Raw genomic sequence first — 24,105 nt, forward strand, 5'->3', positions numbered from 1 at the left:
CCCATGGAGTTCGAAGAATCCGGTTGGTCCACTGGAATCAGTCGCAGACGCGTCACGCGCCTGGGTCTCGGCGTCGGCCTCGGCGCCGCGGCCGGGGCGCTCGCCGGATGCGGGACGAGCGGCGGCGAGAAGGGGGCGCCACCCCCGGCAGGCCCCGCCCGCCATCCCGAGCGCCCCGCGAAGAAGAAGGCGCTGCCCCGGCTGATCGGCGACGGCTCGACCTCGTACACGGGCAGGCAGCCGAAGCAGCCGCCCGCGCCCACCCCCCTGGAACCGGGCCAGAAGCCGCCGCAGTTCGTCGTCTTCTCCTGGGACGGCGCGGGCGAGGTCGGCAACGGCCTGTTCCCCCGCTTCCTCGAACTGGCCCGGCAGCACGACGCCCGCATGACCTTCTTCCTGTCCGGGCTCTACCTGCTGCCCGAGTCGCAGAAGCGGCGCTACCAGCCGCCGGGCAACCCCGTCGGGGCCTCCGACATCGGCTACCTCAGCGACCCGCACCTGAAGGAGACCCTGCGCTCCGTCCACCAGGCGTGGCTCGACGGGCACGAGATCGGCACCCACTTCAACGGGCACTTCTGCGGCGGTTCGGGCTCCGTCGGCAACTGGAGTCCCAAGCAGTGGCGCAGCGAGATCGACCAGGCCCGCACCTTCGTCAAGTCCTGGCGCACCCACACCGGCTGGCACGACCAGCCGGCCCTGCCCTTCGACTACGACAAGGAGCTCGTCGGCGGCCGCACGCCCTGCCTGCTCGGCCAGGAGAACCTGCTGCCCGTGGCCCGCGAACTCGGCTGGCGCTACGACGCCTCCTCGCCCGGCGGGCTGCAACGCTGGCCCGAGAAGCGGCAAGGCATCTGGGACCTGCCGTTGCAGGGCATCCCGTTCCCCGGCCACAGCTTCGAAGTCCTCTCGATGGACTACAACATCCTCGCCAACCAGTCGAAGAACTCCACCCGCGCCCCCGCCCACAACTATCCGGGCTGGCGCACCCAGGCCACCCAGGCGTATCTCACCGGTTTCCAGCGCGCGTACGAGAGCAACCGGGCACCGTTCTTCATCGGCAACCACTTCGAGGAGTGGAACGGCGGCATCTACATGGACGCCGTCGAGGAGGCGCTCAAGCGGATCGCCGACAAGGCGGGCGGCGATGACGTCCGGCTGGTGTCCTTCCGGCAGTTCGTCGACTGGCTCGACGCGCAGGACCCGGCCGTCCTGGACCGGCTGCGCTCGCTCCAGGTGGGAGAACGCCCGGTGGGCGGCTGGAACCGGTATCTGCGACCGTCGAAGAGCCCGGCCGCGCCCGGCATGCCGAGCAAGACCGGCACGACGAGTAAAACGGGCGCTCCCGGACAGACAGCTCACCAATAGACGGCCCACTGACAGACGGCCCACTGACAGACGGCCCACTGACAGACGGCTCGCCAGACGAGACCGGACAGACGAGGAGGCGGTGCGATGACCCGGCCCATCACCGCGGGAGTGGACGGATCCCCCGAGAGCGCGGCGGCGGCAGCCTGGGCGGCGCGTGAGGCGGTGCGGCGCGGGCTGCCGCTGCGCCTGGTGCACGTGGGCGAGCCGGCCCCCGACAGCCTGGCGCTCAGCGCGGACGAGTCCGCGCTGACGCAGTGGGCGGGTGACCTGCTCGCCGACATCGAGCAGGAGATCGCCGAAGCCCACCCGGGGCTCGCGGTCACCACCGACGTCCTCGACGGGGGCGGCGCCGCCGAGTCCCTGCTGGCGGCCGCGCGCGACGGGGAGTCCCTGGTGCTCGGCTCGCGCGGGCACGGCGTGATCGTCGGCTTCATCGTCGGCTCGGTCGGCCAGCAGGTGATCGCCAAGGCGGAGCGGCCCGTCGTCCTCGTCCGCGCGGACGACGTGGCGCCGGCCGAGGCGAGCGGGGGCGACGTGATCGTCGGACAGGAGGGCGAACCGGAGGACAGCGCCGCCGCGATGGAGTTCGCGTTCACCACCGCGCAGGCCCGCGGCGTCGCCGTGCGGGCCGTGCGCGCGTGGAACCTGCCACCGGTGTTCTCCTACGGCCCCAGCTCGTTCGCCCTGCTCGACGACGCGGGCGGCATGGAACCGTACGAGAGGAAGGCTCTCGGCGCCGCGCTCGCACCCTGGCGCGAGCGCTTCCCGGACGTGCCGGTCCGCGAGCACGTCGAGATCGGCAGCGCGGGCCAGGTGCTGCTCTCGGTCGCGCCCGAGGCCCAACTGCTCGTCGTCGGCCGCCGCGCGCGCCGCAGCGCGATCGGCTCCCGCATCGGCTCGGTCGCCCACGCGGTGCTGCACCACGCGCCGTGCCCGGTGGCGGTGGTCCCGAACACGGGCTGACCGCCGCGCGAATATCCGGATGCATGATCGGCGAGCGGCTTTGTAAGGTCCACGATGTGGAACCACTCAGCGACAAACAGATCCGCTCGTCCTTCGTGAACTGCACCAAGGGCGAGGCAACCCGTATGCGGCTGCCGCTCGACTTCGCCGAGCTGCCCTGGAACGACCTGGACTTCCTCGGCTGGGTGGACCCGGGCGCGCCGCTGCGCGCCCACCTCGTGCGCCCTACGGACGACGGGCCGGTCGGCATCAGCCTGCGGGTGCCGCAGAGCGGGCGCACCAGCGCGATGAAGTCGAGCCTGTGCCAGATCTGCCTCACCGGACACGCCTCGTCGGGCGTGTCCCTGTTCGCCGCGCCGCTCGCCGGGGCCCGCGGCCGCGACGGGAACACGGTAGGTCTGTACATCTGCGCGGACCTGGCCTGCTCCCTGTACCTGCGCGGCAAGAAGCAGCCGAAGCTGCGCGCGGGCCGCTACGAGGAGTCGCTCACGCTGGACGAGCGCCTGGACCGCGCCCTCGGCAACCTCGACGCGTTCATCGCCAGGGTCCAGGGAAGCTGAGAGTCCAGGGAAGCTGAGGGCTCACGCCTTGAGCGCGACCACGGCCTCGTCCGTGTAGGGCAGGAACGTCAGGGTCTGGTGGAAGTACAGCTCGACGCCGTGCGCGTCGTGCGCGCTGTAGCCGATCGCCAGATCCTGGCCGAGCCGCAGCTCGAAGTCGCCGCCGCGCTTGGACAGCACGAACGCGCCGTTCAGCGCCGGCGCCCAGATCAGCTCGCCGTCGAGGATCCGGCCCAGGTGGTTCGCGACCGGATAGCCGTGGTCGGAGGTCTCGCTGACCGCCGTGTACGCGTCGGCCCCGAGCAGCAGCGCGTACGGGCCCGCCACGCCGGCGAGGCGCAGCGCGGTGAGCGCCCGGCTGATCGTGTCCGGGTAGTCCCGGGCCTCGGCCGGCAGGCTCAGGACCGGGTTCGAGGTGCGCTCGCGCAGCCCGTCGATGCCCGCCGCCGCGTACCCGTCGAAGATCGCCTGGTCCTCGGCGTACGCCATGGCGCGCGCCGCGTCCTTCACCGGCTGCCAGTCGGAGTCCTTGGAGCCGCGCTCCACGTCGTCCACCGCCTCCCGGCTCACCGTGAAGGGCACCCGCAGCTCGACGAGCGGCTGTACGCCGCGCAGGCGCGCCGTCACGCCGGGCGCGGGCGGCGCGATCTCGGCGAGGTGGCCCGTGCCGACTGCCGAGAGCTCGGCGCCGTCCGGGCCCGTGACGTCCACGACGCGGCGGCCCGCGACATGGCGCCGGAAGGTGCGGGTCGCCTCCTCCTCGATCTCGGCCCAGGCGGCGGGCGTGATCGGGGCGAGCTCGCGGTGCAGATTGTTGCTCGGGGTGGGATTCGGGTCGCTACTCATGGCGTTCAGGCTCCTTTGAGGCTGCCGATACCGAGGGAACCGGCCGCGGGGTCCGCGGTGGCGGCGCCGGACGGCGGCTCGGGCAGGTCGTCGAGGAAGTCGGCGCTCGGCACGTGGAACAGGCATCCGGTGACCGCGGTCGAGAAGTCGAGGATCCGGTCGTGGGTGCCGGGCGGGTCACCGAGGAACATGTTGCGCAGCATCCGCTCGGTGACGTCCGGGGTGCGTGCGTAGCCGATGAAGTACGTGCCGAACTCGCCCTGGCCGACGCTGCCGAACGGCATGTTCTCGCGCAGGATCTGCCGCTCCGTGCCGTCCTCGTCGACGATGGTGTTCAGCGCGACGTGCGAGTCCGCGGGCTGCGCGTCCTCGTCCAGCTCGATGTTCGCGGTCTTCGTGCGGCCGATGACCTTCTCCTGCTCGGTCGCGGGCAGCGCCTCCCATGCGGCCATGTCGTGCACGTACTTCTGGACGATGACGTAGGAGCCGGCGCCGAAGTCCGGGTCCTCGTCGCCCACGAACACGGACTCCGCGGCCGCCCGACCGGTGGGGTTCTCGCTGCCGTCCACGAAGCCGAGCAGATCGCGGTCGTCGAAGTACTTGAAGCCGTGCACCTCGTCGACGACGGTGACGGCGGAGCCGAGCCGGCCGATGATGACGCGGGCCAGCTCGAAGCAGAGGTCCATGCGCCGGGAGCGCAGGTGGAAGAGGAGGTCGCCGGGGGTCGCGGGGGCCAGGTGCCGGGGGCCCGCGAGCGCCTGGAACGGGTGCAGCTCGCGCGGCCTGGGGCCGCTGAACAGGCGGTCCCACGCGGTCGAGCCGATGCCCGTGATGCAGCTGAGGGCGGCGTCGCGGTCGCGGAAGCCGACGGAGCGGCTCAGCGCCGACAGCTCCTCGAGCGTGTCGCGGACGGCGGGCTCGCCGCCCGGCGCGATCGTGACGACCAGGAAGACGGCGTGCTTCGCGGGCGGGGCGAGGAGGACGGGCTGGGGTTCGGCCACGAGTGCTCCGATGGCGAGGGAGGGCGACGGTCGACTGTTGTCACCATATGGGCTGTGGAGACGCGTGGCACGCGCGCCCGAAAAGATCCTTATAAAGCCCAGATGAACTGATGTGTCCGACCTCACGTCCGGGCTCACGCCGAACCGGCGTCGGGCGCCGGGCGCATGCTGTTAAAGTTTGAACCAGGCCCCGACCGTTCTCCCCCGTACGGTCGGGGTCCTTTTTTTGTCGTGTGGCGTGTCCCATCGGGACACATGTCCCATTGGGACGTGAGCGAGTTATGGTGGAGGGGCGGGGGGCTGGAAGAGCGACGAAGGAGTCGAGCCATGAAGGCACTTCAGTACCGGACCGTCGGGGCAGCACCCGAGGTCGTCACCATCCCCACCCCAGAGCCCGGCCCCGGGCAGGTCCTGCTGAAGGTCACCGCCGCCGGCGTGTGTCACTCGGACATCGCCGTGATGAGCTGGCCGGCCGAGAGCTTCCCCTACGAACTCCCGCTGACCCTCGGGCACGAGGGCGTCGGCACCATCGCCGCGCTCGGTGCCGGAGTCAGCGGCTTCGAGGAGGGCGACTCGGTCGCCGTGTACGGGCCGTGGGGCTGCGGCGCCTGCGCCAAGTGCGCGGAGGGCAAGGAGAACTACTGCCTGCGCGCCGAGGAGCTCGGCATCCGCCCGCCCGGACTCGGCGCCCCCGGCTCGATGGCGGAATACATGATCGTCGACGACGCGCGCCACCTCGTGCCGATCGACGGGCTCGACCCGGTCGCGGCCGTGCCGCTCACCGACGCGGGCCTCACCCCGTACCACGCCATCAAGCGCTCGCTGCCCAAGCTGGTGCCCGGTTCGACCGCCGTCGTCATCGGCACCGGCGGCCTCGGCCACGTCGCCATCCAGCTGCTGCGCGCCATGACCGCCTCCCGCGTCATCGCGCTCGACGTCTCCGAGGAGAAGCTCGCGCTCGCCCGGACCGTCGGCGCCCACGAGGTGGTCCTGTCGGACGCGGCGGCCGCGGGCAAGGTCAAGGAGCTGACCGGCGGGCGCGGCGCCGAGGCCGTCTTCGACTTCGTCGGAGTCCAGCCCACCGTCGAGACCGCGGGCGCCGTCGCCGCCGTCGAGGGCGACGTCACGATCGTCGGGATCGGTGGCGGCACCCTGCCCGTCGGTTTCGGTGCCACCAACTTCGAGGTCAACGTCACCGCCCCGTACTGGGGCAGCCGCGCCGAACTCGTCGAGGTCCTCGACCTGGCGCGGGCCGGCGCCCTCTCCGTGCACACCGAGACGTTCTCGCTCGACGACGCCCCCAAGGCGTACGAACTGCTGCACGACGGCAAGATCAACGGGCGTGCGGTGATCCTTCCCAACGGCTGACACGGCACGGGGTACACGTGGTGACGGGCAGTCAATAGGCTTGGACGCACTGCCCGTTACACCCCTCAGGGAGCCCCATGTCCACCGCGCAGGTCCCCGACATCCTCTCGCCCGAGTTCGCCGCGAACCCGTATCCCGCCTACCGCGCGATGCGCGAGTCCGCGCCGCTGCTCTGGCACGAGGCCACGCAGAGCTGGATCGTCTCGCGGTACGCCGACGTGGAGCGCGTCTTCAAGGACAAGGAGGCGACGTTCACCACCGACAATTACGACTGGCAGCTCGAACCCGTGCACGGTAGGACCATCCTGCAGATGAGCGGCCGCGAGCACGCGGTGCGCCGCGCGCTCGTCGCACCCGCCTTCCGCGGCAGCGAACTGCAGGACAAGTTCCTGCCCGTCATCGAGCGCAACTCCCGTGAGCTGATAGACAAGTTCAGGGACGCCGGCTCCGCCGATCTCGTCGCCGACTACGCCACCCGGCTGCCGGTCAACGTCATCGCCGACATGCTCGGCCTCGACAAGGCCGACCACGACCGCTTCCACGGCTGGTACACCGCCGTCATCGACTTCCTCGGCAACCTGGCGGGCGACCCGGACGTCGCCGCGGCGGGGGAGCGGACCCGCGTCGAGTTCGCCCAGTACATGATCCCGGTCATCCAGGAGCGCCGCGAACACCCCGGCGACGACCTGCTGTCGGCGTTGTGCGCGGCCGAGGTCGACGGGGTGCGGATGAGCGACGAGGACATCAAGGCGTTCTGTTCCCTGCTGCTCGCCGCGGGCGGCGAGACCACCGACAAGGCGATCGCCGGCATCTTCGCCAACCTGCTCGCGCACCCCGACCAGTTGGCGGCCGTGCGCGCTGACCGGTCCCTCATCCCGCGGGCCTTCGCCGAGACGCTGCGCGTCACCCCGCCCGTCCACATGATCATGCGTCAGTCCGCCGTCGACGTGGAGCTCACCGGCGGCACCGTCCCGGCCGGGGCCACCGTCACCTGCCTCATCGGCGCGGCCAACCGCGACGAGAACCGGTACAAGGACCCGGACCGCTTCGACCTGTTCCGCGAGGACCTCACCACGACGACCGCGTTCTCGGCCGCCGCCGACCACCTCGCGTTCGCGCTGGGCCGGCACTTCTGCGTCGGCGCGCTGCTCGCCAAGGCGGAGGTGGAGACCGGGGTGAACCAGCTCCTCGACGCGATGCCCGACCTGCGGCTCGCCGACGGCTTCGAGCCGGTCGAGCGGGGGGTCTTCACCCGCGGGCCGCAGGCGCTTCCGGTGCGGTTCACGCCTGTGGGCGCCTGACCCGCACGGTCCGTCAGGTGTACGATTGCGTCATGCATCGATCTTCGTGTCCGAACTGGTGGCGCCTCACTTAGAGGCGGCCGCACAGACAAGCACGTAACTGGGCCGTCCACGGACGGCCCTTTTTTCCTGCCCTCCCACCGGAGGTCACGCCGTCCCGAGGACGCCCGTGACCCAAGGGGAGACAGAGACCATGAGCAGCACCGACGCCCTCGGCACCTCGGCCGCGCAGGAACGCAGCGCGGAACTGGAACAGCTGATCCGCAAGGACCCCGGAGAGTTCCGCATCCTTACCGGGGACCGGCCCACCGGGCGCCTGCACCTCGGGCACTACTTCGGCACCCTGCACAACCGCGTCCGGCTCCAGGACCTCGGCGTCGAGACCTTCGTCCTGGTCGCCGACTACCAGGTCCTCACCGACCGCGACGTCGCCGAGAACCTCACTGAACACGTCGAGGAGTTGGTCCTCGACCACCTCGCCATCGGCATCGACCCCGAGCGCTCCACGATCTTCACGCACAGCGCCCTGCCGGCCCTGAACCAGCTGCTGCTGCCGTTCCTCAGCCTCGTCTCCGTCGCCGAGCTCCAGCGCAACCCCACCGTCAAGGACGAGATCGCCCACTCCCGGCAGGCCGCGGTGAGCGGCCTGATGTTCACCTATCCCGTGCACCAGGCCGCCGACATCCTCTTCTGCAAGGCGAACCTCGTCCCCGTGGGCCAGGACCAGCTGCCGCACCTGGAGGTCACCCGCACCGTCGCCCGCCGCTTCAACGACCGCTACGGCAACGGCACTCCGGTCTTCCCGCAGCCCGAGGCCCTGCTGTCCACGGCTCCGCTGCTGCTCGGCACCGACGGCACCAAGATGAGCAAGTCACGCGGCAACGCCATCGCCCTGTCCGCGACTCCCGACGACACCGCGCGCCTGATCCGCGGCGCCAAGACCGACACGGAACGCCACATCACGTACGATCCGCGGGCCCGCCCCGAGGTCTCCTCGCTCGTCCTGCTCGCCGCGCTGTGCGAGGGCGCCGACCCGAACACGGTGGCGCAGGAGATCGGGGACGGGGGCGGCGCCGCGCTCAAGCGGCGCGTCACCGAGTCCGTGAACGAGTACCTCGCGCCCATCCGGGCCCGCCGCGCGCACTACGCGCAGGACCGCGGCCAGGTCAGGGACGTGCTGCGGGCGGGGAACGAGCGGGCCGGAGCGGTCGCCGACGCGACGCTCAGGGAGGTGCGGGCCGCCATGAACGCCGACTACTGACGAGGGCGCGGAAAGCCGCCGGGACGATTCTTTCCGGGGCGTGCATGCCCGGCCCGATCCAGGGCAGCAGGAGATACAGACGCTCAAGCAGCCCACCCCCCCCGGGCGCTCGAGCCTGCGGCCCTGTCGCCCCCTCTCCCCCCTGGGAGGCGGCAGGGCTGCCCTCTTTGCCGGCGCGGCCGCTGGGTCAGGCGGGGCGGCCGGGGCCGGGTGAACTAACCCTGGTGGTTCTGCTGTTGCTGCTGCGGCGTCCCTGCCTGTGGCCCGGCGGCCTGCGCGAGCATCCCGTCCACGTGATCCTTCGGCACCTGGTGCGCGGCGCCGCAGAACGTGCACTGCGCCTGGTACTTCGTCGAGACCGGGAACAGCGGGATGAAGAACAGCGTGAACTTCGTGACGAACTTCCGCAGCGTGTGCGCCGCGGGATTGCCGCAGCTCCCGCAGACGTAGGTGAGAATCGCGAGCTGATACGCGTAGCCGCGCGTGCCGAAGATGATCATTGGGTTCCTCCCGTTGTCCGGCCGCTGTGGAACATCCGGCGTCCGACCGCCATCGTATGTGGCTCTCCCCTGAGCATCACAAGCCGTAGCGGCGGGTGGAGTGCTCCTCCTGGGCGAGCCGGCGCAGCGCGAGCAACAGCGGGTCGTACAGGACCGCCGACGCGACTGCCAGCTCGACCTTCTCGGAGTCGTCGTCGTAGGCGTCGAGTTGGTCCAGGTCCAGCTGGGCCACCTCCTCCATGAGGTGCGCGTACCGCGAGAGGATCTCGGGCCCGCGCGAGAAGCCGAGGCGGGTCAGTGTGACGACGGTGGTGACCAGGGTGCGGTAGGTGGGGGAGATGACGCCGATCTCGCGTGCGTGGTGCCAGCCCATGTCGCCGAGGAACCGGTCGACGGCCTCGGTCACCTGCACCGTCAGCGGGTCGTCCGCGGGTGCCTCGGGCGGCTGCGGCATCGCCCACAGCGCGGCGCCGAGGCGGAAGGTCGTCCCCAGGGACTCGTCGTCCACGTGCCCGAGCACCTCGCGCACGGTGGCCACCGGGATCCGGCCGATCTGGATCATCGCCCTGATCAGGCCGAGCCGCCGCAGATGCGCCTCGCCGTACGCGGCCTGAGTGGCGCTGATCCGCTCACCCTGCGGCAGCAGACCCTCGCGCAGGTAGTACTTGATCGTGCCGACCGGCACCCCGCTGCGCTCGCTCAACTCTGCCAGTCGCATCCCTTGTGCCCCTTCTTGGAAAGTGTCACTATCCAATCACGGGTCAGGGGACCGGGGGACCCCTGACCCCCTGCCAATGACCGACGGAACTGGGGGAGTTGTGTTCGCGAAACCGCATCTTGGACGGACCACGGCAGCCGCCGAGGGCGACGTCGTCGTCTTCCTCATCGGCATGCGGATCAACCACTTCTGGGCGGTGCACCGCTGGCTCCCGGTGATGTACGCGATGCCCATGATGCTCAGGGAGCTGGGCAGGAACCGAACCGCGGGCCTACTCAATCACGTCCTGCTCACGGCGAATCCGCGTACCTACTTCGTCGTCCAGTACTGGGAGTCGAAGGACAAGCTGCTTGCCTACGCGGCCGCCCCGGACCAGTCGCACCGCTCCTGGTGGGCCCGCATCAACGGCTATCTGCGCAAGAATAGGGGGCACGTCGGCCTGTGGCACGAGACCTACGTCGTGCCCGCGGGCGCGTATGAGTCGATCTACGGTGACATGCCCGCGTACGGCCTCGGCAAGGCCTACGGCGTGCGGCCGCTGAGTGACGGTGTGCAGGCGCAGGACCGGCTCGCGGCCTGAACGCTCGCGCCCCGCGAGCAGAACGTCACAGAACGTACGAACAGGCTAAGAAAACGGCCATCCCGACGGGCCGAATCGGCAATCCGGGGTTCGTGATGAAAGGATTGCGTCCATGGCAATCAAGACCTACTTCGACATCACGATCAACGACGAGCCCGCCGGGCGGATCACGTTCAACCTCTACGAGGACGTCGTCCCGAAGACCGCGGAGAACTTCCGTGCCCTGTGCACGGGCGAGAAGGGCTTCGGCTACGCCGGCTCGTCCTTCCACCGCGTCATCCCGCAGTTCATGCTGCAGGGCGGCGACTTCACCGCCGGGAACGGCACGGGCGGCAAGAGCATCTACGGCGAGAAGTTCGCCGACGAGAACTTCCAGCTCAAGCACACCAAGCCGGGCCAGCTCTCGATGGCCAACGCGGGCCCGAACACCAACGGCTCGCAGTTCTTCATCACCACCATCGTCACCGACTGGCTGGACGGCAAGCACGTCGTCTTCGGCGAGGTCGAGGACGGCATGGAGCTCGTGAAGAAGATCGAGTCCCTCGGCTCGCGCAGCGGCTCCACCTCCGCGAAGATCACGATCTCGGAGTCCGGCCAGCTCTGATCCAGGCCGATCATCCGGCGCGAGAAGCCGGGACCCCCGCCGAGGGGTCCCGGCTTCTCGCGTATCCGGTGCGAGCCCAACTCCTCTGTGCACGGCACGGGTTAAGGTCTCGGTCGGTGGATCACTGATCCGCCGCACCGTTTCCTCGACCCAAGGAGGCATCCGTGCGCCTGCGCACCATACCCACGCTGCTGCTGTCCGCCGCCCTCACGGCGGGCGCCCTCGCCGCCACCGCGGCACCGGCGACCGCCGCGCCCGCCTCGTTCGAAGACCAACTGCGCGCGCTGCCCGGTGTGACCGTCACCGGCGTCACCGACAAGGAGGGCTTCCCGCTCTACTCCTTGTCGATCACGCAGCCGGTCGACCACGCCAGACCCGGCGCGGGTACGTTCCAGCAGCGCTTCACGCTCTGGCACAAGTCGACGGCCAAGCCCGTCGTCTTCTACACCGGCGGCTACGGACTGTCGTCCTCGACCCGTGAGCCCACCACCCTCCTCGACGCCAACCAACTCAGCGTCGAGCACCGCTTCTTCGAGGAGTCCGTACCGGCCGGCGGCACCCCCTGGGGCAAGATGACCATCCAGCAGGAGGCGGCCGACGAGCACGGCATCGTGCGCGCCGTGCGCCCGCTGTACGGGAAGTCGTCGAAGTGGCTGGCCACCGGCGGCTCCAAGGGTGGCATGACGGCCACGTACCACTACCGCTTCCACCCCGAGGACTACGACGGAGTCGTCGCCTACGTCGCCCCCAACGACGCCAACAACAACGACGACAGCGGTTACGAGGACTTCTTCAAGAGGGTCGGCACCCAGCAGTGCCGCGACGCGCTCGCCGCCGTGCAGCGCGAGATGCTCGCGCGCCGCGACACCCTGCTGCCCAAGTTCGAGAAGACCGCGAAGGACGAGGGCTACACCTTCACCAACACCCTCGGAACGACCGACCGCGCCTACGAGTTCGCGGTCCTCGACCAGGTGTGGAACTTCTGGCAGTCCGGCTCCGTCGACAACTGCCCCACCGTGCCCGACGCCAAGCAGGTCTCCGACGACGACCTCTACAAGTGGTCCCTCGACAACGGCCTCTCCGTCTACGAGGACTCCACACTCGGCGCCAACAGCACGGGCCCCTACTACCGGCAGGCCGCCGCCCAACTCGGCTGGGCCGGACTGAAGTTCAAGAACCTCAAGGGTGTGCGCCACTACCCGGACATCTACCAGCCGAACTCCGTGCTGCCCGCCGACATGCGCACCACGTATGACGGCACGGTCGCCAAGGGCGTCGACAAATGGGTGCGCACGAAGTCCCAGCGGATGCTGTTCGTCTACGGGCAGAACGACCCGTGGAGCGCCGAGCAGTTCACGCCCAGCAAGAACGACTCGTTCAAATACGTCGTGCCGAAGTCCAACCACAATGCCCGGATCTCCGCACTGCCCGCGAACGAGCGGGACGCCGCGACGGCGACGGTCAAGCGGTGGGCCGGAATCCGGTAGGCGTCACCCGAAGCGCTCGATGCGGATCCGGTCCACCGGCTGACCGAGGCCGACGAGCAGCTGGGAGGCGTGCTCGGCAAAGGAGTTGGAGCCGCACACATACGCCTCCCACTGCGGCGCGCCTTCGGTGAAGCACGGCGCCAGATGGTCCGCCGCCAGGCGCCGGTGCTCGCCCTCACGGGTGAGCACCGGCGTCGTCTCGGCCCCGTACTCGTCGGCGTAGATCAGGTCCCCACGCGTGCGTGCCGACACGAACAGCCGGAGCGGGACAGTGAGTTCGTGCTGCCTGTGGTGGCGGATCATCGACATCAGGGGCACGACACCCGAGCCCGCGCCGAGCAGCAGCGCCGGCCGGTCGCCCGGCCACGCGAAGAAGCCGCTGAGCGGGCCGCGCATCTCCACCTCGTCGCCGACCCGCGCCTCGGTGTGCAGAAAGCCCGACACCTCGCCGTCCACGACGTGGTCGAGGGTCAGCTCGATGTGCCCCGAGTCGTCGGGGGCCGAGGCGAGCGAGTAGTGGCGCTGGGCGGCGTACCCGTCCTCGGCGGTCAGCCGCAGCATCAAGTGCTGACCGGGCAGGTGCCCCTGCCAGCCGGGCACCGCGAAGCGGAACGTGGAGGCGTTCGCCGTCTCCCGGCGGATCTCGGCGATGACGGCGCGCTGCCACAGGGCGGCGGCCTGCCCGGCGTCGATGCGGCCCGGCACGGCGAAGCGGGTCGGCGGTGTGAAGGTGGTCCTCTGCGGCACGGTCTGCTCGCTCTGCACGGTCTCAGTCACCTGCGTATCGCTGTTCTTCCCAGGGGTTGCCCCGCCCGTGGTACCCGTTCTGCTCCCAGAAGCCGGGCTCGTCGTGATCGAGGAGCCGAAGGCCCGCGACCCACTTCACGCTCTTCCAGAAGTAGAGGTGCGGCACCAACAGGCGGGCGGGGCCGCCGTGTTCGGTCGGCAGTGGCTCGTCCTCGTAGGTGAACGCGAGCCACGCCTTGCCGCCCGTCACGTCCGCGAGCGGCAGGTTCGCCGAGTACCCGGTGTGCGAGTACGCCATGATGTGCGTCGCTTCGGGGGAGGGACGGACGGCGTCGAGGAACGTGTCGAGCGAGACACCACCGAAGCGCACCCCGAACTTCGACCACGTCGTCACGCAGTGGATGTCCCCGCTGTACGAGGCCGGGGGCAGTGCCTGCGCCTCGTCCCACGTCCAGGTGTTCTCCTCGGCGACGAGGCCGTCGATCGTGAACGTCCAGTCCTGACGGTCGAGCTGGGGTGTCACCTCGGCGGACAGCACCGGCCAGTCGTCGCCCGCGTCGTACTGGCCCGGCGGCAGGCCGGGGTTGTGGACGCGGGGGCGGCCGACGAAACCGCGGGTCGCGTGGCCGGTCATACGAGGGCCTCCAGATCGGCGAGGACCGCGCCCTCGTCGAGGGTCGTGAGCGTACGGTCGCGCATCAGGACCCTGCCATCGACGACGGTGTCCCGCACGTCGGAGGCCTGCGCGGCGTAGGCGAGCATCGCGTACGGGTCGTGGCGCGGCGTGAGGTGCGGCCGCTTCAGGTCGAGAACGGCCAGGTCGGCGCGCTTGCCGACCTCGAGCGAGCCGAGCCGGTCGCCGAGGCCCAGGGCGCGGGCACCCTCGATGGTCGCCATGCGCACGGCCTGCTCGGCGCCGACCGCCGTCGGATCGCCGTCCGCCTTGTGCACCAGCGCCGCCTGCCGCACCGCACCAAGCACGTCCAGCGTGTTCGAGCTGACGGCGCCGTCCGTGCCGAGACCGACGGTGACACCCGCGCTCAGCAGCCGCGGCACCGGCGCGATGCCGCAGCCCAGCTTCAGGTTCGACACCGGGCAGTGGGCGACCGAGGCGCCCGCGCGGGCGATCGCCGCGATCTCGCCGCCGGTCAGGTCGACGGCGTGCGCGAGCACCACGTCGGGGCCCAACAGGCCGAGGGATTCGAGGAGTTCCACGGGCCGCCTGCCGTGCGCCACCTCGACGCCCGCGACCTCGGCGGCGTTCTCCGCGGCATGCAGGTGGATGAGCGCACCGAACTCACGGGCCAGCGCGAAGCACTCGACGAGCTGCTCGGGGGAGAGGGTGTACGTCGAGTGCGCGAACACGACCGGGCGGGTGCCCGCGGGGCGCCCGGCCAGCTCCCGGCGCGCCCACTCCATGCGCTCCTTGTACGGCCGTCCGTCCGGCGGCTCGGGGACGTCCATGAACAACGGACCGGTGTGCAGCCGCCAGCCCGCCGCGCGCGCGGCCTCCTCGGCGGCCTCGTGGAACCAGTACATGTCGAGCGCCGAGGTCACACCGGAGCGCACGCTCTCCGCGACGGCCACGCGGACGGCGGCTGTGACGGTGGTGGGATCCAGAAGGCGCGACTCGGCGGGCACCACACGGCCCAGGAACTCCTGGAGCGTCACGTCGTCGGCGGTGCCGCGCAGCAGCGTCATCGCGAGGTGCGTGTGCGTGTTGATCAGGCCTGGCAGGACGAGACCGCCGGACGCGTCGATGGTGTCACTGGCGGCGTGGCGTGCGCGCAGCTCGTCGGTGGGGCCGACCGCCACGATCTCGCCGTCGCGCACGGCGACCGCTCCGTCGGCAAGCACTGTCGACTTGTCGTCGACGGTGAGGACGGTGCCGCCGTGCACCAGCAGATCGACGGACTCGGTCACAGTTGCTCCTCCGTAAGAATGCGCAGCGCCTCCAGGGCCACGACGCTGCCGCGCGCGACACCCTCGGCGACGACCTCGCGGTGCGGGTCGTAGCCGCCGGTGCTCGCCTCGTCCACCAGGTCGTCCGCGTTCACGCCGTCGACGACGAGCACGGCGCCCGCGACGAGCCCGCGCAGCGACGCCGTGACGAACAGTGCGGACACCTCCATCTCGATCGCGGCAAGGCCCGCACCGTCGTACTGGTTCAGTGGGATCAGTCCTGGTTGGAACGCCGCCCGCGTCCACACGATTCCCCGGTGGTGCGGGGCACCCGCCTCGCGTGCCGCCCGCGTCAGGGCGAGCACGGCCTCCGGAGCGGACACCGCCGGGTACTCGGCGGGCACCAGCTGACCGGTCACACCGTCGTCGCGCACCGCGGCCTCCGCGACGACCAGATCGCCGTCGCCGATCCCCGGCCGCATCGCACCCGCCGTACCGAACCGCACGAACGTCTTCACGCCCGCGTCGGCCAGCTCCTGGAACAGCAGGATGGCTCCGGGCCCGCCGACGCCGTGCGAGGCGATCACGACTGGCGCCCCGCGCCACGTCCCGCTGAACGTCCGGTACTCCCGGTTGTACGACACCTCCACGGCGTCGTCGAGCAGCGCGGCGACGGCCGCGGCGCGCTCCGGGTCGCCCACGACGACGGCCCGCGGCGGCAGCCCCGTACGCGGGATTCGGCTCAGCGGGAGCAAGGAGTGGGGATCGGGTGCGGGGGCACTCACGAGGTGGCTCCAGTCATGCGTCGGCACGGCATCGGGTTCGCAGGGGATCCGGGGATCGTATCCCCAGGTCGGAGGGGGTTCGAAGCGGGGGAGTGACTATGTGCGCGGTCCCACAGAGACACCGAGCGGCCGGGCGAGACCGGAGATCCCCTCGTCGAGCCGCTGAAGGTGACGCAGCACACGGAACGTCACGGTGTTCGCGGCCGGCACCCCCAGGCCGTCCGTCTCCAGCATCGCCGCGATGCTCGCGCCGGACTCGACGGTCCCCGTCAGGTCGGCGTCGTTCACCTGCGCCACCAGCACATCGATGTTGTGCGCGATACGCCGCGCCGCTCGACCGAGCCGCGGATCGGCGGCCACATGCTTGCTGTACGGGACGAGCTCGGCCGTCGCCGCGAGGGAGCGCGCGTGGTAGGCGGACGTCTCCAGGAGAGCCACCAGATAGCGCACGGTCTGCCGCCGCTCGCGCTGCGGGGCGATCGCGTGTGTCAGCGGCTTGGTGGACGCGCGCAGATCATCCAGGGCGGTGTCCAGGTCCCGCGCCCGGTCGAGCAGGTCCGCGGCCGGGCCACCGCTGAGCTGCTCCACCGCGCCCGCCACGACATCGCCGAGGCGCTCCAGGACGGTGGCGAGCAGCTCGTCGGTGCGGTGGTCGGTGCGGACCGGAAGCACCAGCATCGCCGCGATGATGCCGCACGCCGCACCGAGCGCGGTCTCCTCGATGCGCAACACCAGGACGTCGAAGCTGTAGGTGTTCAGGAGTGTGTACAGCAGGCCCAGCATCGCCGTCACGAAGAACGACATCAGCGCGTACGAAAGCGGGGCGGTGAAGAACGCGGCGAACACGCACAGCAGCACGAGGGCGAACGCCGACCAGGTGTGATTGCCGACCGCTCCCGCGAGCAGTACTCCGGCGAGCACCCCGAGCACCGTGCCGAGGACGCGGCGGTAGCCCTTGATGACGATCTCGCCCGTGGACGCGGTGTTGAGGAAGACGACCCAGCAGGTCAGGACGGCCCAGTACCAGCGCTGACTGGAGAGGAACTCGCCGCCGACGATCGCGAGGCCGGAGCCGACGGCGACCTGGAAGGCGGCGCGGGTGGTGGGCCGGTCGAGGCCCGAGCGGTCGTCGTCCTCCTCCTCGTCGGCCTCCTTCTCGGTGCCGACCATGGCGACGGTGCCGGTGATGGACATGTCCTCCGCCTCCAGCTCCTCACGCGAACGCGTCGTGGCGGGGGAGTCGTCCGACTCGTCCTGCGGGCCGTCGAGGGCGATCCGCAGCCCCATCACCGCGCGGGCCGCTTCACCGATGCCGCGGAACACGTCCTGCACGGCGAGCGTGGCGCCCGGAGGCACCCGCTCCTCGTCTCGGTAGCCGAGCAGACGGTTGCGGATCTGGGCGACGGCCGCGCCCCGGTTGGCATCGGCGGGGCGCACCACCATCAGGTGAAGGGCGCCCAGATCACGGCGGAGGGTGGCCGTCGACTCGTCCTCGTGGTGCAGCAGCTTGCCCGCCGCCGGCGCGGGCGCGTGGGGGAGGTGCAGGGTGAGCGTGTCGGCGCGTTCGGCGCTGCGGGCGTTGAGCAGCAGCATGCCGAGGCGCTCCGCGGAGATCTCCGCGTCGGCGATACGGCGCTGGATCAGCGAGGCGGTCGCCGCGTCCCGGGCGCCGTCCTCCAGACGCCCCTGGATCATCAGCGCCGTCTCGTGCAGCCGCGAGGTGTGGTGCCGCAGGTCGTCCAGCACGTCGTCGACGTCCTCCGGAGCGGCGTCGAGCAGCTTCGTCTGCGCGGTCACCAGCTGCGCGAGCCGCGCCCTGAACGCCCCGCGCAGCCGCCCGAGCACGCGCTGCGGCGTCTCCGGCACCAGTGCGAACCGAGCCACCGCGCTACAGGCGACCGCCACCGCCAACGTGCCCGCGAGATTCGGCAGTTGATCGGGGGTCGCGTTCACGAACAGCGATACGAAGTAGACCTGAAAACCCATGAGGCCGAGGGCCGTGCCCCGGTCCCCGAACCGGCGGCAGTAGACGGCGCCGAAGATCAGGGCGATGAAGAAGAGATCACCGGCGACGACCCTGCTGTGCAACAGCGCGCCCAGGCTCACGGCCGCGAGCGCTACCGGGAATCCCCAGGCGAGCGTGATCGCCTGCCCGCGCAGGTTCTTCTCACGGATCGCGAACGTACTCACCATCGCGGCCATCGCGCCCGCGACCATGTGTGTCACATCCGTGCCGAGCAGCGCGAGCACGGTGAGCGTCAGCCCGATGGCCGCGACGATCCGCAGCCCGGCCATCAGGCGCAGCAGCCCCGGATCGGATGCAATGAAGCGGTCCCAGGTGTCCCTCGGCCGTCGCGCCACCAGTACTCACTCCAAGATCGGTCCGTCGGCGTCGCCCCCGAGCATACGAGGAGGTGGGCGCGGCCTTGACACGAGTATCGACAGGTGGACGGTTCCCGACCTGGTCACATGGCGACTTCTGGGGGATTTCCCCCAACGAGAAGTGGGGGTCGGCCGGATGGTGTGCCGGGCTCGGGACCGCGAATCTTGAGCCATGGACGAACTCGGCACGATCTCGAGGGGAAGGCCGGCCCGGCGAGGTGTACTCGCGGCCGCCGCGGCGCTGTTGGCCCTCGGCGCGGCGCCTGCGGTGGCCGCCGCGCCGAGGCGGATGCGCCTGCGGTTACCGGCTCCGAGCGGCCCTTACCCGGTGGGCAGGGTGGCGCTGCGCCTGGTCGACCGGTCCCGCCGCGACCCGTGGACGGCGGATCCCGCACGGGAGTTGATGGTGGACGTGCGCTACCCGGCGCGCTCGGTGGCCGGTCACGGGCGGGCGCCGCAGATGACGGCACGGGAGGCGGCGGGCTTCGACCGGCTCAACAACTTCGAGGGGCTCCCCGCGGGCCGCGTCGATTGGGCGGCCACGCGTACCTTCGCCCACACCGCGGCGCCGCTCGACCCGCGTGCGGCGCACCCCGTGGTGCTGTACTCGCCGGGGGTCGTGGACCCGCGCTCCCTGGGCACGACGCTCACGGACGACCTGGCGTCCCGCGGCTATGTGGTGATCGCCATCGACCATCCCTATGACGTGTCGGCCGTGGAGTTCCCTGGTGGGCGGGTGGCCGTCTCCCGGCTTCCGCAGGAGTTCGGGGAGGCGCAGCGGTCGGGCCCGGCCGCGGTGACCGCGCTGCTGAAGAAGACGGCGGGCGTCCGCGTCGCCGACGCCTGTTTCGTTCTCGATGTGGTGCAGCGGGCCTTCGACACGCACCGGCTCCGCAGAGCGCCCATCGGCATGTTCGGGCAGTCCGCGGGAGGCTTCGCCGCGTTGCAGACCCTGCACGACGACGAGCGGCTCGCCGCGGCCGCCAACCTCGACGGTGTGCTCGCGTACGTCCAGGACGACCATGACGAGGGCGGCCTGTCCACCGTCGCGGCCGAGGGCGTGGACCGGCCGGTGCTCCTGATGGGCAGCGAGGGCATCGACCGGAGAACCGTCCCCTCCTGGCGGGAGCTGTGGCGGCACAGCGGCGGATGGCGACGCGATCTGACCCTGCGCGGCTCCCGGCACGCCACGTACACGGACGCGACGACGCTGCTCCCGCAGATCGCGGCCCGCCTCGATCTGCCGCACGAGACACTGACCACTTGGGTGGGCTCGGTGCCCACGGAGCGGGCGGTCGCGGCTCAACGGGCGTATCTCGCGGCCTTCTTCGACCGCTGGCTACGGGGCGGGGACGGCGCGCTCCTGGACGCGCCGTCCCCGCGGTACCCGGAGATCGCCTTCATGTGAAGCGGGCTCCGCGTCCGTTCCGTCAGCGCATTCCGAGCGCACCCATCGTGGCGTCCGCCATCGCCGACTCGCCCAGCGCGTTCGGGTGCACGGGGACGAAGTTGGTGCCGAAGAGGGCCGGCTCGACCCAGCGGGTGCCCATCGGCTGACAGGCGTCGTGGCCTTCGGAGGACCGGGTGAAGTCCACGTAGGTCACGCCGGTCTCGCTCGCCGCGCGCTGCACCGCACTGTTGAGGTGGGACTGGATGTCGCGCACGTACGGGACGTCGCCGGACGCGATCGGCATCTTCACGAAGCAGCCCTTCTGGGCGGCCGGCGGCATGATCCACGGGTAGCCGAGGATCGCGACCCGCGCGTTCGGTGCCTTGTTCTTGATCGCCTCGAGCGCGGACTTCACCGCCGGGTACGTCTTGGTGTCGATGTCGTTGCTGAACTTGTCGCCGTACTTGGACTGGCACGGGTTGCCCTGGCCGCCCGAGGCGATCCCCGATGCGGCGCAGGACAGGATCGTGTTGATGAAGGTGCTGTTGTCGTTGCCGCCGATGGAGAGCGTCACCAGGTCGGTGTCCTGGCCGAGGGCGTCGAGTTGCGGTGGCACGCCGGGGTACTGCGCTCCGGCGAAGTCCTTGGTCTGTGCGGCGCCGCACGTCACGTCCTTGAGCGCGGCGCCCGTGCGCTTCGCGATGACATGCGGGTAGTTGGCGGTGGAGCGGGCGCACAGCGGGCTGGTCTTCGGGTCGAGCGGGAGCACACCGGAGGCGGCGCTGTAGCTGTCGCCCAGGGCGGCGTAGGAGAGGGGCTCGGGGGCCGCGTGTGCGGGCGCGGCGAGGGTGACGAGGACGGCGCCGGTCGTGGCCGCAAGGGCGGTGAGTCTGCCGTTGAACGCGCGGAGGGCCATCTGATGCTCCTTCGAAGCCTTCGGAAGCCGCGAAACCGGACCGGGGCATGGCCAAGTTCCGTTTGAGGCAAGGGGGTTCAGCGCGCTGGTAGTTGAAGCTACCGACGAGTTTGAATTTGAGTCAATAGGCGTGCACGGGGTCGTGTGCAGGGTCGTGACCAGGGGAGAGTTGTGCAACACGGGGTTGTCAGTGGTGCTCGATAGCCTCACAGACGGATGGCGGACCCGTCGGCAGGCCGCCCGGCGTGTTCACCGATAGCGGTGGCGGGGGCGGCGTGGACGGAGACAATCGAACACACCGATTCGAGACTGGCGACGCCGCGGATTCCCGTCGGCGGCCGTGGACACCCGATGGAGACATGATGAGCAAGGTCGCGAGGACGGGGACCCCGTCGGCACCGTCGCACCCCGCCGACAGCCACGACCTGATCCGCGTGCACGGCGCGCGGGAGAACAATCTGAAGGACATCAGCATCGAACTGCCCAAGCGGCGCCTGACGGTGTTCACCGGGGTCTCGGGGTCGGGCAAGAGCTCGCTGGTGTTCGACACGATCGCCGCCGAGTCCCAGCGGATGATCAACGAGACGTACAGCGCGTTTCTGCAAGGCTTCATGCCGACGCTCGCGCGGCCCGAGGTCGACGTGCTGGACGGCCTGACCACGGCGATCACCGTCGACCAGCAGCGGATGGGGTCCGACCCGCGCTCCACGGTCGGCACCGCCACCGATGCCAGTGCCATGCTGCGCATCCTCTACAGCCGGCTCGCCAAGCCGCACATCGGTGGACCCGGCGCCTACTCGTTCAACGTCGCCTCGATTTCCGCGCAGGGCGGGTTCACGGTCGACCGCGGCGCCGACAAGTCCAAGGTCGAGAAGGTGTCCTTCAGCCGCACCGGCGGGATGTGCACCCACTGCGAGGGCCGGGGCACGGTCTCCGACATGGACTTCACCCAGCTCTTCGACGACTCCAAGTCTCTGAACGAGGACCCGTTCGACATCCCCACCTACACCGGGGACGGCTGGGTGGTGCGCGTCATCAGGGAGTCGGGCTTCTTCGACCCGGACAAGCCGATCCGCAAGTACACCAAGAAGGAGCGGCACGACTTCCTCTACCGGGAGCCCACCAAGGTCAAGATCAATGGAGTCAACCTCACCTATGAGGGCCTGATCCCGAAGATCCAGAAGACCTTCCTGGCCAAGGACCGGGAGTCGATGCAGCCGCACATCCGCGCCTTCGTGGACCGCGCGGTCACGTTCCAGACATGTCCCGACTGCGAGGGCTCCCGGCTCAGCGAACTGGCCCGCTCCTCGAAGATCAAGCGCAAGAGCATCGCCGACCTGTGCGCGATGGAGATCCGGGACCTCGCGGAGTGGGTGCGCGGCCTGACGGAGCCCTCGGTCGCCCCGCTGCTCGCCAAGCTGCGGCACACCCTGGAGTCGTTCGAGGAGATCGGCCTCGGCTATCTCTCGCTCGACCGGGCGGCGGGCACGCTGTCCGGCGGTGAGGCGCAGCGCGTCAAGATGATCCGCCACCTCGGCTCCTCGCTCACCGACGTCACCTACGTCTTCGACGAACCCACCATCGGTCTGCACCCGCACGACATCCAGCGGATGAACAGTCTGCTCCTGAGGCTGCGGGACAAGGGCAACACCGTGCTGGTCGTCGAGCACAAGCCGGAGGCCATCGCGATCGCCGACCACGTCGTGGACCTCGGCCCCGGCGCGGGCACGGGCGGCGGCAGCGTCTGCTTCGAGGGCACCGTCGAGGAGCTGCGCGCCAGTGACACCATCACCGGGCGCCACCTCGACGACCGGGCTGCGGTCAAGGACACGGTGCGCGAGCCCACCGGCAAGCTCGCGATCCGCGGGGCGCACGCGCACAACCTGAGGGATGTCGACGTCGATATTCCGCTCGGTGTGCTCACGGTCGTCACCGGTGTCGCGGGTTCGGGCAAGAGCTCGCTCGTGCACGGCTCCATCCCCGCCGACGACGGAGTGGTGGCGGTCGACCAGACCCCGATCCGCGGCTCACGGCGCAGCAACCCCGCCACGTACACGGGTCTCCTCGAGCCGATCCGCAAGGCGTTCGCGAAGGCCAACGGGGTGAAGCCCGCACTGTTCAGCGCCAACTCGGAGGGCGCCTGCCCCACCTGCAACGGCGCGGGAGTCGTCTACACCGATCTCGGGATCATGGCGAGCGCGGCCGCCACCTGCGAGGAGTGCGACGGCAAGCGGTTCGAGGCCTCGGTGCTCGACTACCACTTCGGGGGCAAGGACATCAGCGAGGTGCTCGCGATGCCGGTGACCGAAGCGGTGGAGTTCTTCGGGGCAGGGGAGGCGCGCACTCCGGCCGCGTACAGGATTCTGGAGCGGCTCAAAGACGTCGGGCTCGGCTACCTCACCCTGGGCCAGCCGCTGACGACGCTCTCCGGCGGCGAGCGGCAGCGGCTCAAGCTCGCCGTGCACATGGCCGACAAGGGGGGCGTCTACGTCCTGGACGAGCCGACCACGGGTCTGCACCTGGCGGACGTGGAGCAGCTGCTCGGTCTGCTCGACCGGCTCGTGGAGTCCGGCAAGTCGGTCATCGTCATCGAGCACCACCAGGCGGTGATGGCGCACGCCGACTGGATCATCGACCTGGGCCCCGGTGCGGGACACGAAGGCGGCAAGGTCGTCTTCGAGGGAACCCCCGCCGACCTCGTCGCCGACCGTTCCACTCTCACCGGTGAGCACCTGGCGCGGTACGTGGGCGCCTGACCGGTTGCCGTCGGCCCGTGGGGGAGGGTCGCGGCGGACGTGTCGACAGGGAGGGCCGGCCGCGGTCGCGGTCAGCCCTCCTGCGTGGGGGCGGGGGGCTGCGGGGCCTGAAAGGCCTGGAAGTGCGGCGCCTGCGGTGCGTGGTGACCCTGGGGGGCCTGCGGTCCCTGCTGGCCGTGCGGCTCCTGCGCCTGGTCGGGGGTGGCGGACTGGGCAGCCTGCTGGTCCTGGAAGGACGGCGAAGCCTGGGGGGACTGCGGAGCCTGCGGCTGCTGGAGGGACTGCGGAGCCTCGGGGGCCTGCTGGTTCCGGGGGGCTTCCGCGTGCCCGAAGTCGAGCACGCCCTCCGCGGTGCGCTCGGCCTTGTGCGCGGCCTCACGCGCGTCGGCGAGCACATCACCGTGCTCGTCGACGAGTCGGTCGTAGATGGGCGCCGGGGCTGTGGACGGTGCGGGCACGGGAAGAGCTCCTGGTCGTCGAGGTACTGATGCCACCCTTCGGGTGAACAAAAGGGGACCCTACGTCGATCAGGTGACGTGGGTACATCCGGGGTGGGCTTGAGGAGCCCAGAACTGTCACTACGGGTACGTACGGCAACGGTGTCGAGCCCGCCGCGGGGACTGCGTCGCCCCGTACGCGCCGGCCTCACAGTCGGGGACCGCAGTGCTGC

22 protein-coding genes are annotated in these 24,105 nt (G+C 70.5%); 11 read left to right on the forward strand and 11 right to left on the reverse strand.

Annotation, left to right across the window (positions count from 1 at the left end; translation table 11 throughout):
• Window positions 1-3 precede the first annotated feature (3 nt).
• The 3 genes from ACWD2L_RS06535 (at window position 4) to ACWD2L_RS06545 (ending at window position 2,891) form a co-directional block, all read left to right on the forward strand.
• Window positions 4-1,365 (forward strand): hypothetical protein, encoded by a 1,362-nt coding sequence (locus tag ACWD2L_RS06535; protein WP_351331516.1) that lies wholly within the window; start codon window positions 4-6, stop codon window positions 1,363-1,365.
• A gap of 87 nt (window positions 1,366-1,452) precedes the next feature.
• Window positions 1,453-2,331 (forward strand): universal stress protein, encoded by an 879-nt coding sequence (locus ACWD2L_RS06540; RefSeq protein ID WP_351331517.1) that lies wholly within the window; start codon window positions 1,453-1,455, stop codon window positions 2,329-2,331.
• A gap of 56 nt (window positions 2,332-2,387) precedes the next feature.
• Window positions 2,388-2,891: an FBP domain-containing protein gene (locus ACWD2L_RS06545; RefSeq protein ID WP_351331518.1), complete on the forward strand. Its 504-nt coding sequence runs from the start codon at window positions 2,388-2,390 to the stop codon at window positions 2,889-2,891.
• 21 nt (window positions 2,892-2,912) lie between these two features.
• Here the strand turns inward: ACWD2L_RS06545 and ACWD2L_RS06550 are convergent, their stop codons facing one another.
• Both ACWD2L_RS06550 and ACWD2L_RS06555 read right to left on the reverse strand, forming a co-directional pair.
• Entirely contained in the window at window positions 2,913-3,737 is an 825-nt protein-coding gene (locus ACWD2L_RS06550; RefSeq protein ID WP_351331519.1) for a family 1 encapsulin nanocompartment shell protein, read from the reverse strand.
• Window positions 3,738-3,742: 5 nt separating this feature from the next.
• Window positions 3,743-4,738 carry a Dyp-type peroxidase gene (locus tag ACWD2L_RS06555; protein WP_351331520.1) on the reverse strand — a complete coding sequence of 332 codons (996 nt, stop codon included), beginning with the start codon at window positions 4,736-4,738 and terminating at the stop codon, window positions 3,743-3,745.
• Between the two features lie 327 nt (window positions 4,739-5,065).
• On the opposite strand from ACWD2L_RS06555, the gene ACWD2L_RS06560 reads away from it, so the two are divergent.
• From ACWD2L_RS06560 to trpS, 3 genes are all read left to right on the forward strand, one after another.
• A complete protein-coding gene (locus ACWD2L_RS06560) occupies window positions 5,066-6,106 on the forward strand; it encodes an NAD(P)-dependent alcohol dehydrogenase (RefSeq protein WP_351331521.1) in 1,041 nt (346 codons plus the stop codon).
• A gap of 77 nt (window positions 6,107-6,183) precedes the next feature.
• The gene (locus ACWD2L_RS06565) at window positions 6,184-7,407 is read left to right on the forward strand and encodes a cytochrome P450 (protein WP_351331522.1); all 1,224 of its coding nucleotides are present in this window, start codon (window positions 6,184-6,186) and stop codon (window positions 7,405-7,407) included.
• 193 nt (window positions 7,408-7,600) lie between these two features.
• A complete protein-coding gene (gene trpS / locus ACWD2L_RS06570; protein ID WP_351331523.1) occupies window positions 7,601-8,668 on the forward strand; it encodes a tryptophan--tRNA ligase in 1,068 nt (355 codons plus the stop codon).
• Between the two features lie 215 nt (window positions 8,669-8,883).
• Here the strand turns inward: trpS and ACWD2L_RS06575 are convergent, their stop codons facing one another.
• The gene (locus ACWD2L_RS06575; protein WP_351331524.1) at window positions 8,884-9,168 is read right to left on the reverse strand and encodes a zinc-ribbon domain-containing protein; all 285 of its coding nucleotides are present in this window, start codon (window positions 9,166-9,168) and stop codon (window positions 8,884-8,886) included.
• Window positions 9,169-9,244: 76 nt separating this feature from the next.
• Complete coding sequence (locus ACWD2L_RS06580) at window positions 9,245-9,886, reverse strand: MerR family transcriptional regulator (RefSeq protein WP_351331525.1); 642 nt, start codon at window positions 9,884-9,886, stop codon at window positions 9,245-9,247.
• A 76-nt stretch (window positions 9,887-9,962) separates the two neighbouring features.
• On the opposite strand from ACWD2L_RS06580, the gene ACWD2L_RS06585 reads away from it, so the two are divergent.
• From ACWD2L_RS06585 to ACWD2L_RS06595, 3 genes are all read left to right on the forward strand, one after another.
• Entirely contained in the window at window positions 9,963-10,466 is a 504-nt protein-coding gene (locus ACWD2L_RS06585) for a DUF4188 domain-containing protein (RefSeq protein ID WP_351331526.1), read from the forward strand.
• Between the two features lie 112 nt (window positions 10,467-10,578).
• Complete coding sequence (locus ACWD2L_RS06590; protein WP_351331527.1) at window positions 10,579-11,070, forward strand: peptidylprolyl isomerase; 492 nt, start codon at window positions 10,579-10,581, stop codon at window positions 11,068-11,070.
• 164 nt (window positions 11,071-11,234) lie between these two features.
• Window positions 11,235-12,557 carry a S28 family serine protease gene (locus tag ACWD2L_RS06595; protein WP_351331528.1) on the forward strand — a complete coding sequence of 441 codons (1,323 nt, stop codon included), beginning with the start codon at window positions 11,235-11,237 and terminating at the stop codon, window positions 12,555-12,557.
• Window positions 12,558-12,560: 3 nt separating this feature from the next.
• Here the strand turns inward: ACWD2L_RS06595 and ACWD2L_RS06600 are convergent, their stop codons facing one another.
• The 5 genes from ACWD2L_RS06600 to ACWD2L_RS06620 all read right to left on the reverse strand — a co-directional run bounded on the left by ACWD2L_RS06600 (window position 12,561) and on the right by ACWD2L_RS06620 (window position 18,286).
• Window positions 12,561-13,334: a ferredoxin reductase gene (locus tag ACWD2L_RS06600; protein ID WP_351331529.1), complete on the reverse strand. Its 774-nt coding sequence runs from the start codon at window positions 13,332-13,334 to the stop codon at window positions 12,561-12,563.
• On the reverse strand, window positions 13,327-13,938 hold the full coding sequence (locus tag ACWD2L_RS06605) for a sulfite oxidase-like oxidoreductase (RefSeq protein WP_351331530.1): 612 nt from the start codon (window positions 13,936-13,938) through the stop codon (window positions 13,327-13,329). Before ACWD2L_RS06605 ends, ACWD2L_RS06600 begins: the two co-directional genes overlap by 8 nt.
• Window positions 13,935-15,227 (reverse strand): amidohydrolase, encoded by a 1,293-nt coding sequence (locus ACWD2L_RS06610; protein ID WP_351331531.1) that lies wholly within the window; start codon window positions 15,225-15,227, stop codon window positions 13,935-13,937. The genes ACWD2L_RS06605 and ACWD2L_RS06610 overlap by 4 nt, the downstream gene beginning before the upstream one ends.
• Window positions 15,224-15,991 carry a nucleoside phosphorylase gene (locus tag ACWD2L_RS06615; RefSeq protein ID WP_351331532.1) on the reverse strand — a complete coding sequence of 256 codons (768 nt, stop codon included), beginning with the start codon at window positions 15,989-15,991 and terminating at the stop codon, window positions 15,224-15,226. Before ACWD2L_RS06615 ends, ACWD2L_RS06610 begins: the two co-directional genes overlap by 4 nt.
• Before the next feature lie 96 nt (window positions 15,992-16,087).
• On the reverse strand, window positions 16,088-18,286 hold the full coding sequence (locus tag ACWD2L_RS06620; protein ID WP_351331537.1) for an FUSC family protein: 2,199 nt from the start codon (window positions 18,284-18,286) through the stop codon (window positions 16,088-16,090).
• Window positions 18,287-18,545: 259 nt separating this feature from the next.
• On the opposite strand from ACWD2L_RS06620, the gene ACWD2L_RS06625 reads away from it, so the two are divergent.
• Window positions 18,546-19,781 carry an alpha/beta hydrolase gene (locus ACWD2L_RS06625; RefSeq protein ID WP_451187623.1) on the forward strand — a complete coding sequence of 412 codons (1,236 nt, stop codon included), beginning with the start codon at window positions 18,546-18,548 and terminating at the stop codon, window positions 19,779-19,781.
• Between the two features lie 22 nt (window positions 19,782-19,803).
• On the opposite strand, the gene ACWD2L_RS06630 is transcribed toward ACWD2L_RS06625, so the two are convergent.
• Window positions 19,804-20,679 (reverse strand): SGNH/GDSL hydrolase family protein, encoded by an 876-nt coding sequence (locus ACWD2L_RS06630; RefSeq protein WP_351331993.1) that lies wholly within the window; start codon window positions 20,677-20,679, stop codon window positions 19,804-19,806.
• A 362-nt stretch (window positions 20,680-21,041) separates the two neighbouring features.
• Between ACWD2L_RS06630 and ACWD2L_RS06635 the strand changes: the two genes are divergently transcribed.
• Window positions 21,042-23,435, forward strand: a complete 2,394-nt coding sequence (locus ACWD2L_RS06635) for an excinuclease ABC subunit UvrA (protein ID WP_351331991.1) — start codon at window positions 21,042-21,044, stop codon at window positions 23,433-23,435.
• A gap of 71 nt (window positions 23,436-23,506) precedes the next feature.
• Here ACWD2L_RS06635 and ACWD2L_RS06640 read toward each other — a convergent pair whose 3' ends face one another.
• A complete protein-coding gene (locus ACWD2L_RS06640) occupies window positions 23,507-23,893 on the reverse strand; it encodes a hypothetical protein (RefSeq protein WP_351331988.1) in 387 nt (128 codons plus the stop codon).
• Between the last annotated feature and the right edge of the window lie 212 nt (window positions 23,894-24,105).

The sequence above is a fragment of the Streptomyces sp. NPDC002754 genome, assembly GCF_053592315.1.